The sequence below is a fragment of the Marinobacter sp. BSs20148 genome, assembly GCF_000283275.1.
Lineage (GTDB): Bacteria > Pseudomonadota > Gammaproteobacteria > Pseudomonadales > Oleiphilaceae > Marinobacter > Marinobacter psychrophilus.
Map to the genome: position 1 here is coordinate 2,402,635 of NC_018268.1, position 15,432 is coordinate 2,418,066.

Here is a 15,432-nt window from a genome sequence, read left to right on the forward strand (position 1 = left end):
TTCAAGCGCTTGGGTTTTCCAGCCCTTGAAAGCTCCCACAAACACGACGCCAAATCCAATACCAACCCGCCAGGTTGGATATTACCCCAAGAGTAAAGCCATCGGCTGATAACGGCTCTTTCTCATTCTCCATGTCTATCGCCAATTCGTGTTCGGCCTTCGGCCGCGGTATCAACTCAAACACGCGCCCTTTCAAGCTCGCCGGCAGCGGAATACGGCACTCATGTGAGTAAAAACGGATAACGGCCCAAACACATAACGTACGGCTTTTGGCAGGCTGGTTAGCGTCAATCAGATGCCGACGGTCAGCGCTTTAAGGCTCAATTGCAAAAGTATTCATGCAGGGCCAACTTTGGCGCATTTCAATAGGGTTAGTATCATAGCTTGCGGAACTGCTTCAACAGCCGGGCGCACAGGCGCCGTGAACCGCCATTGCCAGCGCCTTCCAAAGGCAACTGCGCTAACGGAATGGATTGTTGGTTAACTACCAAACCGGTTTCAAAACCCGAGTTCACACCCTCTTTGGTTACTTCAAAACTGAACCCGCAGGGCTGGTCTTGCCAAAACGGTGGCGTCGCTTCCAGGCGGCCGAACACGGCATTCAGCACATCCTTCCGTGACCGGTCGAATTCAAAAAGGCGACGCCCCCGGGCCGTTTCAACGTAGAGTTGCAACAACTGCTGATAGTCCCCGAAAGTCACTACCCAGCCAGCCAGCGTCATGGTCTCGTCTTCAACAAATAGTTGCCCGGAAACCGGATGGTCCAGATGCCAGCGAATCGAGGGTTTCAAAGCATCCGGTAATAGCCGGCTGACGTTCAGACTGGGCTGGGTATCCAGACGGGTCTATTTTCCTAACCAGGTTTCATAGTCGCTTGCTTTTTCGGCGCTTCGAGCCGACGTCATCAGATCGGCATCCGTTGTCCAGTTCAGGTCCATCGGGAAGTAGCCGTTGCGGAACAAGGCGTCATCTACCTATTTTGAGCCTGTGGAAGCCCTGAAAGTTGAACCGCTCCGCCAGCCTAAGCATCAGCAATGGAGGAGCGATAAAGTTTCCCCTGAACACTAGGGTTTGCTTTGGGCCAAGACCCCGGTGTAATTCCCCGAAAAACCTCTATGCCGCCGTAAACATCGCGCCAGGACTCGCCTCAGCGGGATTTAGAGTTGGTACCCGCAAAGTCCACTTCAGTAGCGAAGATTTCATCGCGAGCAAATCCAATACCAAGTCAGTCGAAAGCCAGCTGATGTGTTTCTTCAGGCACTCAAGGCATCATCGGCCCGGCCCAGCGATTCATTCCAACATCACAGCTGACTGCTTTCAGGTACATTTCGCGGTAGTAGGGCGCAAGGCGGTCAGCTGAAACAGTCATTTGCTCAAGCTCGGTTTTGAGTCGGCTGGCGTAGCCACGGATCTGCGCTCGAAGCGCGGCCTCGTCCACGTTCAATACCTCACCATCTTCTACCACGATACGACCATCCACGATCGTCATTTTCAAAGACCCTCCGTTCTCACAGAACACCAGCGCACGTTTCAGGTTGTGCAATGGCGTGAACGGCAGGGTATCAAGATCAATCAGCAACATGTCTGCGCGGTAGCCCTCGGCGAGCATCCCGACTTGATCCTGCAACCCCATTGATCGCGCACCGCCACGAGTCAGCATATCCAGAATTTCGTCTTCATGGGGCCAGTTGCGATACTCAGGATCGGCAATTTTATGGACCAGTCCGGCGGTCTTGCCCACAGTCCAAAGATTACAGCCATCATCAACGGGGACCTCATCGATTCCCAGCGCAATATTGATGCCGGCCTCTTTCAAGCGGCGGAAAGGCATCACGCCACTGCCAATTTTCAAATTGGAAATAGGGTTATGAATAACGGAGCAGCCCGATTCCGCCATAGCCGCAATATCATCATCATCAACCCAGACCGAATGAATCACAACTGACCGATCAGTCAGCACACCCTCGTCCTTTACATACTGTATGAAGGATTTGCCGTGTTTTACCTGCCCCAGTACCCTCTGCAGCTTGGTTTCAAGAATGTGCATCTTATAGGGGATATCGTACTTTCTGCTTAAATCATCAAGTGCACGCAGGCAATCGGGAGTCACTCTTTGTGGCGCTGAGCACGAGATGGAACAGCGTATACGGTTATCGGCAGTGCCATGCCAACGATTAATGAAGGTTTCGTAGTGGCCAACCAGCTCCTCCGTAGATAGCAGTGGTACATTTTCCATCTCACTGCGAATATCGTCCGGCAGCAGCTCATACAGGAAGGGGTATTTCTCATATTCCCTGACATTAACCTGACAAAGCGTTACCGATGCGCGTATACCTGCATCAGTATAGGCATTCATAACGGCATTTACTTCTTCATCAGTAGGTACTGGGACGAAGAAGCAGTCATCGTGATTAGTGGTAACGCCCTGTTTTAAAAGTTCAACCGCCCCCAACATTGTCCGAGCATATGCAAACTCACTGTCCACTGTTTTACACTGAAGAGGCGGCACCTCGTAAAGCATGTAGAGCTCGAGCGGCGCATCGACAAGTGCACCTTTCAGGAAATTCACCGGAGAGTGAAAATGCGCATTGATGAGCCCTGGCATCACTAGTTTGCCCTCACCGTCAATAATGCGAGCGTTACCTGGTTCAACGCTAGCTGCCACATCTGGGCCGATCTTTTCAATAATACCGTTAGCAATCAGAATGTCAGCACGGTCGTATTCAGTGTCGTTTTGATCCATCGTCAGAATTCGGGCATTACGAATAATGATATCCATGTTTACAGGTTTCCTGTTGTAAGTATTGACGAAGCTATTTCCTGCTAGTCAACGCCAGCCGGGTTTTGGGATCGAGAGCATCTCTGAGTGTGTCTCCCAAAAGGTTAAAAGCGATCACTACCGCCATAATTGCAATACCGGGTAATAGCGATATGTGGGCGGCATTGAAAAGATACTGGCGACCATCACTCGTGATAATTCCCCATTCAGCGGTGGGCGCCTGAACACCTAAACCTAGAAAGCTAAGGCCCGCCGCAGTAATGATGATATTGCCAACAATAGTGGTGCTGTACACGATCGACGCTGCAACAACATTGGGAAGCATCTCGACAAAAAGAATTTTGGGTGTAGGCGTAGCGGCAGCGATGGCGGCTTCTATGTAGCTACTGTTCCGCTCCTGCTGAGCAGCCACATAAACAACTCGTGTGTTGTAAGGTAAGAGCACGATGGTCAGCGCAATGATCATATTCAACATTCCCGGGCCCATAAATGCAGCAAGCATGATGGCAAGCAGAACCATCGGGAAGGCAAACAGAACATCCATTACCCGCATGATGACCGACCCTAGCCGGTCGTTCCAGGCAGCCACCAACCCCAGGGGTATTGCGCACAGAGCACTCAGCAAAACTGGCGTGATACCGGCAAACAGAGTTGTCCGTCCACCCCATATCAACCGAGAGAGCATATCCCGCCCTTGATGATCAAGGCCCAAAATATGGTCTGGTGTACCTAAGCCCTCCAATCTTAGTCTCGGAAAGCTGACTGTTGGGTCAAACGGCGCAAGCCAGGGAGCGAAAACCGCCGCTATCATGACCGATATCAGGATCAATGCACCACACATTGCATAGTGATCAGCAAGAATTCCGCGCCAGATAAAGAAAATACTTGAGCGTGGTTTTTTCGCACGTCGATGTGTGACAGTCATTTCAGCGTTTGGATGCATCGAGTGCCCTCACTATGTAGTCCGCGAGAAAATTGCTAATAACGAAAGTAAGGGCAATAACCATTGAGCACCCCTGAATCATTGGAACGTCTCTCTGCAAAATAGCGTTGTAAAGCTGAAGCCCAATACCTGGCCAATTAAAAATAATTTCACTGAAAATAGCGCTGCCGAATAGATAACCGACCTGGAGGCCACTGATATTCACAAAGGAAGGCAATGCATTTCGTACCATATGTACATAGCTCAGCCTTCTGCGCCGAATTCCTCGAGAGCGAAGCGCCGTCATATAAGTCTTGTTCGTTACATCAATCATTGCAGATCGCGAAACCCTTGTAACTATTGCAATGGACGATGCCGCCGTTGCAATCGCAGGCAATGTTGCATGGTGCACTAACTGCCAAAATCCGCCCGGATCGTAGAAGTTGTACATGCCGGAAGTTGGGAAAAGTGGGAATTTAACGCTGAATACATACAACAGCAAAATACCAAGCCAAAACGTCGGTGCGGACGCCAACAAAAGCGTTCCAAAAATGGTTAGCCGATCCCCCAAACTGCGGAAATGAGTTGCAGAAAAGACTGACAACAAAAAACTCACAGCGACAACAAGAAACAGACTAAATCCCATCAGGATAAAGGAATTCACAATTTTATCACCGAGTAAAGACGCTACCTCAACACGCTGGGATATCGAGTAACCAAGATCAAACTGCAGTAAATCCCACAACCAGATACCGTATTGAACAAGTAATGGACGATTAAGACCCAGGTCTTCTCGAAGTGCTTGCACCGCAACATCTGAAGCTTGATTACCTAAAACCGTTCGAGCAACATCTCCTGGCACGAGATAGACAGAAATAAACACAACAAAACTGACTCCCAACATTACAGGAATCATCTGCAGTAACCGCATCACAACAAAATGAGGCATTACACAAACTCCGACTTTGCCAACTCACCGTCCCAGAAATATCTGAGCGGTGAGTCGGCGGCCCTTTGGTCAGGTCAATGCCTCATTTCTTCGTGAGGCCGGTATAATCATGCCAATGCTGGGGCGCAAGGACGAACCCGGAAATATTGGGTTGCATCGCGTAGATCGCAATCGGCGTATAGTAAGGAATGAAAGCCATATCATCAGCAATTGTCCGTTGTAGAGTCGCCAGATGCCCGAGCATTTCACTTTCGGAAGCTGATGATCGCGCGTCGGCAAGTTGTTGGTCGATTTCAGGATTGTTGTAGTAGCCAGCGTTAAACCCATTTGGTGGGCTGGCAGCACTGGCAACAACCTGATCTAGCCAAAAGAAACTGGTCTCACCCCAGGATACCGACATGAAACCGGTTCCCTCACGAATGCCCCCACCAAGCATGTCCCAGTATGTGCCGTTATCAAACACCTCTATGGAAGCATCAATACCAATTTTAGCCAGATCACGCTGAATCCATTCAGCGTCACCGACGGTGTTCACGTCGCCACCGCCTCCCATAGTCCAGTCAAGCCGGGTTTTAAACCCATCGGGATAGCCCGCTTCTGCCAGCAGTGCCTTTGCACCCTCGGGATTGTATTCACAGTCTTTGAAGTCGGGGTCATATCCCGGACCGCCATAGTTAAGAATTCCCGTGGCAGGTCTGGCGAACCCATTGCGGTGAAATTCAGCCATGCCATCGCGGTCCAACGCCATACAGACGGCGCGCCTAACCCGGACATCGCTCAAAGCCTCTTCTTTAAAGTTCACCCACATCATGTAGATGGTGGAGACAGGACTGCTTACGATATCCAGACCTGCTGCTTCAAGCTGCTCGACGGAGTCCGGAGATGGCGAGGAGATCATGTCGACCTCACCACTGCGTAATGCGAGCTCTCGCGTGGCAACTTCGGAGATAGGCCTGAACATCAGTCGCTCAATAGTCGGCGTTCGGTTTTCGTCCCAGTATTCTGAATTGCCTTTCAGTACAGTAAGTTCACCGATCGACCGGCTGGCAAACTGATATGGACCTGTGCCAACAGGATTGGTCTCAACACTGTCATTACCATTCTCTCGAATAGATGTCGGACTTATAAACCTCGGTGTTCCCGAGCCGCCCATCGCAAGCCGACGGAGAAATTCAATGTTGGGTGTTTCGAGTTTGATTTCAAAGGTGTAGTCATCGACAACGCGATAACTTTCGAGATCCTGCCACATCCAGCGCATTAGTCCGCTGGCAATCGACTGATAGTACTCAAACTCAGGGTCTAACATCCGATCCATATTAAACTTTACGGCGGCTGCATCGAAGTTTGTACCGTCATGAAACTTAACGCCTTTACGCAAGTTGAACGTGTACGTGAGGCCGTCATCCGAAATATCCCACGATTCAGCCAATGCAGGTACAAGAGGCGGTTGGGTGACATCATCCCGAGTCAAGTCTTCGGCAACGAAGCCTTCGAACACGTGCATGATTACACGGAACGTATTCCACGTAGTGGATGCATGCGGATCAAGCCTGGACAGATTCGCTTCGATAGCTATAACAACTGTGTCGGCTGGACTGGCCTGCGCAATTGCCTGCTCTGGCATAATTGCCAAGCCACATGCTGAAATGGCAATCGCAAGCGCACTAGCCGGCCCGATAGCGCCTCGCTTTAGTTTCTTCATGATTTGCTTTTGCATGATGTAGCTCCTTCGTACTTCGCGTTTAAGTCAGACGGGCAAAAGCCTGTCTCCTCCTCGTACAAATGACAGGCCACACTTCTGCTCCCGTCAATCGACTTCAGTAAAGGCGTTGTGTATTTGCATTGGGGAAGAAGATGCGTGCAGGCGGCATGGTATACGCAACCTTTTCCGTCAATGCGACCCTCTTCAACGTCTTCAATAGCAGCCGCTGCGTTCAACCAGCGTTCGTCGCCATCCATGGTTAAAATCGTATCCAAGAAATTTCTTGTAAACGGATGAGCTGGCAGTTTATGAATGTCGTTGCTTCGCCCAGCTTCCAGAATTTGGCCCCGATACATGACTAGCGTGCGGTCACACATATAACGGACTATGCCTAAATCATGTGAAACGAAGAGGTACGCAATATCCAGTTTGCTTTGAAGCTCTTTTAAGAGATTGAGAATTTGCGCCTGAACGGACACATCTAATGCAGATACAGGCTCATCGAGAATCAGCAACCGTGGCTCCAGCGCCAGCGCCCGAGCAATCGCGATGCGCTGGCACTGGCCACCGCTAAATTCATGGGGGTAGCGAGATGTTGCAGCTGGGTCTAAGCCAACGAGCTCCATCAGACTCTCGGCTTTAGCCAGAGCCGCTTTTTTAGGCATTGAAAAATTAAGCAACGGTCTTGCAATGCTGTCTCCCACCGTGCGACGGGGATTCAGTGAGTGCAGCGGATCTTGGAAAACAACTTGAATATCGCGCCGAAAAAGACGCATTCGGTCTGGACTGACCTCAGTCAAAAGTTCGCCATCAAACCAGACCTCTCCCTGGTCAGGCTCAATCAGTCTGGAAACTATTCGAGCCAATGTTGATTTTCCCGAACCGGATCCCCCAACGAGTCCTACTGTTTCTCCGGGAAAAATATCAAAACTTACGCCGTCTACCGCTTTGGTACTGGCAATAACTTTCTTTCGAAGAAAACCGCTCGTCGTTGTGTAGCTAAGGTGTATGTTGCGCGCAGAAAGCAAAGGTCGACTCATACAATACCTCCCTCCGAATCAACTCGATGGCACCTTACCGCTCGGCTTTCCGAGATTTTTTTTAGTTCTGGCAGCTCATTTCTGCAAACGTCAGTGACGTGTACACAGCGATCAGCGAAACGGCACCCGGAGGGAGGGTCGACCAGATTCGGCGGAATTCCAGGGATCTGGTAGAGCGCTTCGTCATCGTTGACGTTATCAGGAACGGAACGAATCAAAGCCTTCGTATAGGGGTGCAGAGGGCTCTTCAAAACCTCTTGAACGTCGCCTTCCTCTTGAACAAGCCCGGCATACATCACAACCACACGGTGAGCAATAGCGCGCACAACCCCAAAATCATGAGTAATCAATAAAATGGGCAACCCATGCTCTTGGTTCAATTTACGGAGGAGAAACAATACTTTCGCTTGAATACCAACATCTAACGCAGTTGTTGGCTCGTCTGCAATTAACAATGCCGGCTGGCAAGCAAAAGTGATCGCAAGAGAAACACGCTGGCACATGCCACCGCTCAACTGGTGAGGGTATGAGGCCGCTACTCGCTTCCAATCACCAAAACCGACTTCCCGTAATCCCTGCTCCACGAATCGGTAGCACTCTGCTTTGGTCATTTCTGGTCGGTGCAGAGCCAGCGTTTCTAAAAACGCTTCTTCAATCGTGAACGATGGGTCAAGACTGCCACGGGGGTTCTGGAACAGCATTGCGGCTGCGGTGCCGCGAATTGCCTCCAGCTCACCCTCAGACATGGCTAAAATGTCTTGGCCGTTAAGGATGACTGAACCAGACACAAAATGACCGGGCGGTGAACTGATCAGTCGGAGAGCGGCCAGCGCCGTCACACTTTTGCCCGACCCAGACTCGCCAACCAACGCAACAATCTCACCCTCTTCGACAGACAGGCTGACATTGTCCACGGCACGTAAAGGGCCAGCCGGAGTATCAAACCAAATTTTCAATTCGGAAATGTGCAACCCGCCAGGATGGTGGGTTTTCTGATCAGAATGGGATGACGCAAACATTTTTGGCATATCGCAACCACAACATCGGTTGAAGTGGGAGGCACGCCAACCTTGATAAGCCGCTGGGGCTTTCATGCGCTATTGCCATTCTGCATACACAAGTCGGGCCAACTTTATTTTTTGTCTTATATTCAATAATTTAACTTTTAATCTTGAGCAACTCGCTGGAACTGATTTGCTCAAAAATGCATCAAATCGGGGCGGTATCGCTCCAACAAGTGGCAAAACGGGCGGAACCAAAAACGGTAGGCAAAAATTTAGCGAAAAATAGGTCCACGGATATACCGATGATTGTGGAAGAAAAGCTTAAAATACCGTCGGCGATTAGTTGGCCAATACTGTCGTGGCTTTAGTAATGTTTGGATTAGTTAAGCAAATTCATTTCAACGTTTTGTCTCCAACAAGTATTGAGTCACCGGGAAAGCCCCAACTTTTTCTGCATGCTTTCAGACCACTCGCGATAAACCTCTGCGCAGACTTTCGCATTATGCTGACTGTAGGGTGTTGATCTCTGACTTGTTGGCAGACTCGCCTCAACCTTCAAAGACTCCACATCGATATCTGCATAGGGTGTATCAGCCAAACCCTTATAAGCGTTCATCGCATCTTGGTGCGTGGCACCATAGAAAACGTGACGAAGACCGGCCAATCGTATAGCAACCGTACACATAGGACAGGGCTCACCGATTGCGTAAAGCGAGCAGTCGCTTAAGTCAGTCGTCCCCAGTCTCTGACAGGCATCGCGAATAGCTTCAACCTCACCATGAGCAGTTGGGTCTTTGTGGGCCAATTCCTGGTTAATTCCTTCACCAACAATCTCGCCCGCACGTATCACTATTGCTCCAAAAGGCTGCGTTCCGGGCAAATCAAGGGCTTTACGACTGAGACTCACCACGTAGTCCATGAACTTCTCTTCGTACATACGCTCAATCCTCACTAATTTGCTAATAGGGACACCGACCAAGACCAACCACGTTCACGCCAAAGGCCAGCGTCGGCCACCAAATCCATCTAGGTTCATGTGCTGATTCATATCTTTATACAGAAGATACCGAAATGGCTCCGGTCCACCCGCATAACAAGCCTATGGGCAAAAAGCCCTTAACCACATACAGTCGCCCTCCTCTACGCCCACCCAGTCGCGATTGAGAAGGAACACAGCTTTGCCCTCAAGCACATATAGCCCATGTTTTATCACGTGGGTTTCTGCAAATGGAATCACTCCCCCGAGCTGACGTCAACTGCGTTTTCGGCGGTTGGCCACCCTGAGGGAAATAGTGCGCTGACGCTCCGAGCGACTTTTTTGTCATGGCTGAATATTCGGCACGAGGGGGTGGTGATCTGCCCAGTGGCGGGCAATATCAATGCGACGGGTCACCCAAACTCTGTCGTGCTTTTCGATATGGTCCAGAAATCGCTGCAGCGCTATGAAACGTCTTGGCCGCCCAATAAGCCGGCAATGCAAGCCAATTGACATCATTTTTGGCTTATCAGCTCCCTCGGCATACAGCACATCAAATGCATCCCTCAAATATTCAAAAAAATGACTTCCCGTATTGAACCCTTGCGCCATCGCAAAACGCATGTCGTTAGTATCCAATGCGTAGGGACCAACCAAGTGTCCTTTTGACTGGCCTGCTGGCAGGCTCACTTCAGTCCAGAAGGGTAAATCGTCTCCATAATAGTCACTGTCATACTCAAAGCCTCCTTCTTCCACGACCAATTGGCGGGTACTAGGACTGTTCCTTCCGGTATACCAACCTACAGGACGAGATCCTGTCAGCTCAGTATGAATTTTTATAGCCTCACGCAGGTGTAAGCGTTCTTCAGCTTCAGTTGCTGATTGTTAAGAGAGCCAGTGAAAACCATGACAAGCTATTTCGTGACCCTTCTCCTTCGACTCCGTCACAACTTTCGGGTTACGGCTTAGTGCCATAGCTACCCCAAAGACAGTAAGCGGCAACCTCCGGCGTTCAAACTCAGCCAACGCCATACGCCAACAAGGATATCGCTGTGTCACTCATACTAGGAGGTGAGTTCATCATTGCGTTGAAAGAGCGCCACGATTATTAACTCCTCGGCCGCAATAGTTTGCATGCGACTTCACTCGCAATCGACACCAGGCCCCCAGGCTGCAATGCGCTCTTTATGGATAGCTTTACTTGCCGAAGCGCGCTAAATCGCCGCTGAATGGTTTCCCGATCGGCAGCGCCAGATCACCTTTCTTACTTGTCTTGAGCCCGATCGCTACCATGCCTTCCGCCCATTTGATGGCAGCAGTAACACCGTCAATCACTGGCACTTCCAGCTCGTCTTGCAGCCTGACGCACAGATCGCTCATGCCAGCGCAGCCCATGACAATCGCCCCAGAACGGTCGGTCGCCAGCGCTTGACGGCAGCTATTCAGTACGATCTGGTAGGCATCGGAACCGGACTCTTCCAAGTCAAGTACAGCCAAATCAGTGCCGTGAATGCCCCGGCAGAATTTCGCCATGCCGTAGTTATGCGTGAGATGCTCAGCGATGATGCAGGAACGCACCAGCGTTGTTACTACCGAGAATCCTGTCGTCAATACGCTGGCAGCGTGCATCGCAGCTTCTGCAATGCCAATGACCGGGCCGCTCGCCAACTCGCGTGCCGCCAGTAAACCCGGATCGCCGAAGCAGGCGATTACATAAGCGTCGACACCCGCCGCTTCGCCGGAGCGAATCTCATCGAGCACGCCAACGACACTAAGCGCTTCGTCATAATGACCCTCGATTGACACCGGGCCGAACCGCGGACTGGCAGCAATGATTTCGGTTCCAGCGGCCGCAACCAGGCGAGCCGTTGCGCCGATCTTATCGGTCATCGACTGCGTGGTATTTGGGTTGATGACTTTAATTATCATGTGCCGTGTCCTGAGTTGGATTAATCAGTCGTGCGGTTATATCTCGTCACGCCGATCTGTTTTATCGATGAAGATGCCCGGCGATGCCAGCGGACAAGACGGTTGCGGCAGAAGTTGTTCAATAAAACGAGCCATCTGCAACACTCGTTCATCGGAAAAACGTGGGCCGATAATCTGCAAACCAACCGGCAAGCCACGAACAAAGCCTACCGGAACTGAACACGCGGGTACGCCGCAAATATTGAACAGCGGTGTAAAAGCAGCGTGCCCGCGAAAGCCAGCCGGTTTGCCGCCAATTGTTTGCGGCAGGTTTTCGTCCAGAGGCCACGCAGTCACGGGTGCTGTAGGGCATATAAGTAAGTCGACTTCGTCGAAAAAGCGGGCAAGTGATTCATGGATCGGGCGTCGTCGCAACATTGCTTGTGCTATTTCGACCCCACTGCGGCGGATCCCGGTATCAATAAGTTGGCCGATGGTCACATCCATCTTGGGCGAGCCGGCGCGCCACGCGTCGCCATAGAGAGACGCCAGCCCAGCTTCCTCGCACGCGAGTTCTTCGTAGGTCGCAGTAATAGCCGGCCAGTGCGGATCTGTAGATTCCACCTGAAAACCGCGCTGCCGTAACATTGCGACAGCAGATTCTACTGCACACATCACGTCAGGATCACAAGAAAAACCGCAACCAAGATCACGACTAAACGCAATGCGTAGCCCTGTGGATGGCGGCCGCATGACGTCAAGCGCAGTCATGTGCTCAGGCAGCAGTATCGATTGGGGGTCTCGCGCATCGTAACCCATGATGCAACGCAGAATCAGAGCAATATCGCCTGCCGTCCTAGCCATCGGTCCAACAACAGACAGGCCCATGCTGGCATCAGTAAAACCATGCGGATCAGGGACCAGGCCATGAGACGGTTTAAAGCCGACAATGCCACAATGAGCGGCAGGGCGCCGGATCGATCCGCCAGCATCGGTTCCGAGCGAGAACGAACCGAAGCCGGCCGCTACAGCGCTGGCAGATCCTCCAGAAGATCCGCCAGTTGTACAGCACTTGCCATCCTGGGTACGCCACGGGTTGCGCGTAACACCATACAACAGGTTCTCGGTAACACCCTTTGCCGCAAATTCCGGACAATTCGTCGCCCCGATATAGACAGCACCCGCAGAACGCAACCGTGCGACTGCGAGTGAATCCTGTGGCGCGATGAAGTTTTCAAACAACTTGGAGCCCTGCGTTGCCAGCGAACCGCGCACCCACAAGCTGTCCTTAACCGTAAAGGGGACACCAAGCAGCGGCAGCTTTTCTCCTGCTGTCGCACGCGCATCGGCTTCGCGAGCCTGAGAACGCCCAACTTCTGGATCAAAACGCACGATCGCATTTAATTGCCCGTTGTGACGCTCGATCCGCTCTACTGTTGCCTCAAACACCTTGACTGCAGACAGCGTGCGCCGCTGCACTGCCGATGCGATTTCTTGTGCTGAAAGAAGTGCGATGCTGTTAGGTCCAGAAGCCGTCACAGCACGAATTTCCTGATATTGCCGGTTGATATCATCTGCATGCAAGTCAGGTGCGAGATGAAGGCGCATAGAACGGTTCGCACTTCTGGCCGTCCAGATAACCGTCGTAGAACTTCTTCACATGCGGGAAGACGGCCTTCGATAGCTGGATGCGTTTTTCCTCTTCTGCGGTGCGTGGCTTTGACAATCGATCGGCAATCTCAGTTAGGATCTGATCGCGATCGACACGCGTGAATCGACCGTTTTCGTATATAACTTCGCCACCGACCACAGTCTTATCGACTGATTGTGTCTTGGCGCGTTGCATTATCGCATCGAGAATCGGGATCTGGTCATCTTGATAGGGCCAAAAGGCTTTGCGATGATTAATGACAACAAAGTCGGCCATACGACCAACATCGAGGCGGCCGATGTCTTTGCCGAACGGTGTAGTCATCGCTCCGTGTTCAGATGCCATACGCAGTACTTGCGGGCCGGTCGGCACCACATTGTCATCCATCCCCGGCACGCGATGCGCACGCAGTACCAAGCGCATTTCCTGCAACATGTCACGGTCATCGTTGATGCCAGCTTCATCAAGCCCGATACCAACGGTCATGCCGTATTTCTCAAACACATTCAGGGGTGCAACGCCGCTGCGCAGCCGAAAGTTAGAGCTGCAGTTGTGGCAAATGCAAGTACCGTGCTGCGCGGCAATTTCGATATCTTCTTCCGTCAACCAGACACCGTGGCCCAGTGTCAGTCGAGGGCTCAGAATGCCCAGCTTGGCCAGATGTTTCACAGCGGAAGTACCCGTACGACGCCGTGCGTATTCTTTTTGGTAAGCGGTTTCCAACAAGTGCATGTGCATTGGTGCGTTGTCCCGCAGCGAGCGCTCTTCCAATGCGCTCAAACCATTGTCAGAGCACCAGTGCAGGTTGGCCGGCGCTAGTTGAATTCGGGTGCGCGATTGACCCTTGTTTTCTGCCACGAGATTGTCGTACAGCGATAAGTTATCTTCAAAAGGAATCGCCTGCTTCTTTAAATGCTCTGCGACCGACGATTGCAGGTCTTCCGGCAGGCGCGCGACGAACGCTTCGTCAGGCTCATAGACAAGTCGATTCTGCTCTCGCACTGCATAGCAGTATGATGCTCGCATGCCAATGTCGCGGTATGCATTCACTACTTGCAAAGCGTTATGGTTGATCTGTTCCAGCGGACCCGCCATCCAGCCATGAATGTGTTGCACGGTAGTGATACCTGACGCAATCATTTCGAAGGCCGAATACAGTGTGTCAAGATACCGATCAATATCACGTGCCGACATACGGCTGGCGAACCATAATTCCAAAGGATGATCGGGCGAACCAAGTTGCAGCGGTGTTATACCGACGTGGTGATGTGCGTTAACAAAACCTGGAAGGATCGTGTGATCATCCGTTCCGATGACCTCGACATTAGGATATCGCGCCTCAATTTCTGCCAGCGGGCCAATATCAACGATAACGCCATCACGTTGAAACAACGCACCATTTTCAAGCACATCTGCGTGGTCGCGATCGATGGCACCACGGACGATCCATTTTGCCTTAAAGATTGATTCTGTCATGGTACTCCGCTCCTGGAATATTGGGACAATAGCCTGTTGTTTTTTGATAATTTTTCTGAAACTGAGTGTCTTTTTTACTTGCGCCCTTCCTGATCTATCCACCACAGCAGACGTTTCTGCACAATGCGCAGCAACTGATCCAACATGAAGCCAAGCAGACCGATCAGCGTCATGCTAAAAAACACTAGAGATGAATTGAAGGTGTTGCGCGCTAACATGACGATCTGGCCAAGGCCGCTGCCAACACCGACCGCCTCGGCGATTAAAACTACCATCCATGCCGCAAACAAGTTCAGGCGCAGTGTCATGAACAGGCCTGGCAAGATTGATGGCAGGATCACCCTGGTATAGATTTGGCGCTTGGTAGCGCCCATGATGCGGGCTACCTGGATGTAGCTGACCGGTACGCTGTCGATTTGATTCAAAGTTGCCAGCACGATAATGAAATACACGGCAACGAAAACCATGAAGATCGCCGGCATATTGCCGATTCCAAAAAGGAAGATCGCAACTGGCAACCACGCCACCGGAGAGATTGGCGCCAGCAAGGTGATTGTCGGTAGAGTCAGGTTGCCAAAGATTGGGTTGTAACGATTTAGCAACCCAGTGGCAACCCCTAGTACGAAGCCAATTCCGAGGCCAGCCACCACGCGCATCGTTGTCCACAGAAGGACCGACAACACACCGAAGAAACTGGCGCCCGTCTGTTCGGAACCGACGATATTACCTCGATCAAAAAACTTGAACTGTTCCGACAGATTGGACAGAAAAATGTGCGGCGGTGGCATCAGCAAGGGATCGGCCCAGCCGATGTACCAGCAGAATTCCCAGATACCCGCAAAGATGCTGATCGACAAAATCCACCAAAAGGCGGTTTCGATTCGATGTTTCATTTTACCGGACAGACCTTTCGCCGAACTCTTCGGCTTGAATACCCTACTGGCGACCGAATTTGGAACGGAAGAATCTATTGAACGCGTAGCCAGATTGGCAGAAACGTCATCGGTGCTTTTCATCGGACCTCC

12 protein-coding genes and 2 pseudogenes are annotated in these 15,432 nt (G+C 51.4%); all 14 read right to left on the reverse strand.

Annotation, left to right across the window (positions count from 1 at the left end; translation table 11 throughout):
* Positions 1–377: 377 nt before the first annotated feature.
* The 14 genes and pseudogenes from MRBBS_RS10850 to MRBBS_RS10910 all read right to left on the reverse strand — a co-directional run bounded on the left by MRBBS_RS10850 (position 378) and on the right by MRBBS_RS10910 (position 15,423).
* Positions 378–791, reverse strand: coding sequence for a hypothetical protein (locus MRBBS_RS10850; protein WP_014871557.1), 414 nt, complete (start codon positions 789–791; stop codon positions 378–380).
* A 470-nt stretch (positions 792–1,261) separates the two neighbouring features.
* The gene (locus tag MRBBS_RS10855) at positions 1,262–2,779 is read right to left on the reverse strand and encodes an amidohydrolase family protein (protein WP_014871559.1); all 1,518 of its coding nucleotides are present in this window, start codon (positions 2,777–2,779) and stop codon (positions 1,262–1,264) included.
* A gap of 34 nt (positions 2,780–2,813) precedes the next feature.
* A complete protein-coding gene (locus MRBBS_RS10860) occupies positions 2,814–3,722 on the reverse strand; it encodes an ABC transporter permease (RefSeq protein ID WP_014871560.1) in 909 nt (302 codons plus the stop codon).
* Entirely contained in the window at positions 3,706–4,650 is a 945-nt protein-coding gene (locus tag MRBBS_RS10865; protein WP_014871561.1) for an ABC transporter permease, read from the reverse strand. The genes MRBBS_RS10860 and MRBBS_RS10865 overlap by 17 nt, the downstream gene beginning before the upstream one ends.
* 82 nt (positions 4,651–4,732) lie before the next feature.
* Positions 4,733–6,367 carry an ABC transporter substrate-binding protein gene (locus MRBBS_RS10870; protein WP_014871562.1) on the reverse strand — a complete coding sequence of 545 codons (1,635 nt, stop codon included), beginning with the start codon at positions 6,365–6,367 and terminating at the stop codon, positions 4,733–4,735.
* Complete coding sequence (locus MRBBS_RS10875; protein WP_014871563.1) at positions 6,349–7,392, reverse strand: ATP-binding cassette domain-containing protein; 1,044 nt, start codon at positions 7,390–7,392, stop codon at positions 6,349–6,351. The genes MRBBS_RS10870 and MRBBS_RS10875 overlap by 19 nt, the downstream gene beginning before the upstream one ends.
* The gene (locus MRBBS_RS10880; RefSeq protein WP_201764316.1) at positions 7,389–8,486 is read right to left on the reverse strand and encodes an ABC transporter ATP-binding protein; all 1,098 of its coding nucleotides are present in this window, start codon (positions 8,484–8,486) and stop codon (positions 7,389–7,391) included. The genes MRBBS_RS10875 and MRBBS_RS10880 overlap by 4 nt, the downstream gene beginning before the upstream one ends.
* A gap of 337 nt (positions 8,487–8,823) precedes the next feature.
* The gene (locus MRBBS_RS10885) at positions 8,824–9,333 is read right to left on the reverse strand and encodes a nucleoside deaminase (RefSeq protein WP_014871565.1); all 510 of its coding nucleotides are present in this window, start codon (positions 9,331–9,333) and stop codon (positions 8,824–8,826) included.
* Positions 9,334–9,387: 54 nt separating this feature from the next.
* Positions 9,388–9,639, reverse strand: a pseudogene (locus MRBBS_RS19055) ((S)-ureidoglycine aminohydrolase); the annotation flags it as partial.
* 78 nt (positions 9,640–9,717) lie between these two features.
* Positions 9,718–10,410: pseudogene (locus MRBBS_RS20035) on the reverse strand (polysaccharide deacetylase family protein); the annotation flags it as partial.
* 159 nt (positions 10,411–10,569) lie between these two features.
* Positions 10,570–11,301 (reverse strand): aspartate/glutamate racemase family protein, encoded by a 732-nt coding sequence (locus tag MRBBS_RS10895; RefSeq protein ID WP_014871567.1) that lies wholly within the window; start codon positions 11,299–11,301, stop codon positions 10,570–10,572.
* A gap of 36 nt (positions 11,302–11,337) precedes the next feature.
* Positions 11,338–12,888: an amidase gene (locus tag MRBBS_RS10900; RefSeq protein WP_201764317.1), complete on the reverse strand. Its 1,551-nt coding sequence runs from the start codon at positions 12,886–12,888 to the stop codon at positions 11,338–11,340.
* Positions 12,866–14,407, reverse strand: coding sequence for an amidohydrolase family protein (locus tag MRBBS_RS10905; RefSeq protein ID WP_014871569.1), 1,542 nt, complete (start codon positions 14,405–14,407; stop codon positions 12,866–12,868). The genes MRBBS_RS10900 and MRBBS_RS10905 overlap by 23 nt, the downstream gene beginning before the upstream one ends.
* 74 nt (positions 14,408–14,481) lie before the next feature.
* Positions 14,482–15,423 (reverse strand): ABC transporter permease, encoded by a 942-nt coding sequence (locus MRBBS_RS10910; protein ID WP_014871570.1) that lies wholly within the window; start codon positions 15,421–15,423, stop codon positions 14,482–14,484.
* Positions 15,424–15,432 lie beyond the last annotated feature (9 nt).

Excerpts from the sequence above, each read along its gene's own strand:
- MRBBS_RS10870 (WP_014871562.1), bottom strand. The coding sequence starts at position 6,367 with ATGCAAAAGCAAATCATGAAGAAACTAAAGCGAGGCGCTATCGGGCCG.
- MRBBS_RS10900 (WP_201764317.1), bottom strand. The coding sequence starts at position 12,888 with ATGCGCCTTCATCTCGCACCTGACTTGCATGCAGATGATATCAACCGG.
- MRBBS_RS10910 (WP_014871570.1), bottom strand. The coding sequence starts at position 15,423 with ATGAAAAGCACCGATGACGTTTCTGCCAATCTGGCTACGCGTTCAATA.
- MRBBS_RS10895 (WP_014871567.1), bottom strand. The coding sequence starts at position 11,301 with ATGATAATTAAAGTCATCAACCCAAATACCACGCAGTCGATGACCGAT.
- MRBBS_RS10860 (WP_014871560.1), bottom strand. The coding sequence starts at position 3,722 with ATGCATCCAAACGCTGAAATGACTGTCACACATCGACGTGCGAAAAAA.
- MRBBS_RS10855 (WP_014871559.1), bottom strand. The coding sequence starts at position 2,779 with ATGGATATCATTATTCGTAATGCCCGAATTCTGACGATGGATCAAAAC.
- MRBBS_RS10880 (WP_201764316.1), bottom strand. The coding sequence starts at position 8,486 with ATGAAAGCCCCAGCGGCTTATCAAGGTTGGCGTGCCTCCCACTTCAAC.
- MRBBS_RS10865 (WP_014871561.1), bottom strand. The coding sequence starts at position 4,650 with ATGCCTCATTTTGTTGTGATGCGGTTACTGCAGATGATTCCTGTAATG.
- MRBBS_RS10885 (WP_014871565.1), bottom strand. The coding sequence starts at position 9,333 with ATGTACGAAGAGAAGTTCATGGACTACGTGGTGAGTCTCAGTCGTAAA.
- MRBBS_RS10905 (WP_014871569.1), bottom strand. The coding sequence starts at position 14,407 with ATGACAGAATCAATCTTTAAGGCAAAATGGATCGTCCGTGGTGCCATC.
- MRBBS_RS10875 (WP_014871563.1), bottom strand. The coding sequence starts at position 7,392 with ATGAGTCGACCTTTGCTTTCTGCGCGCAACATACACCTTAGCTACACA.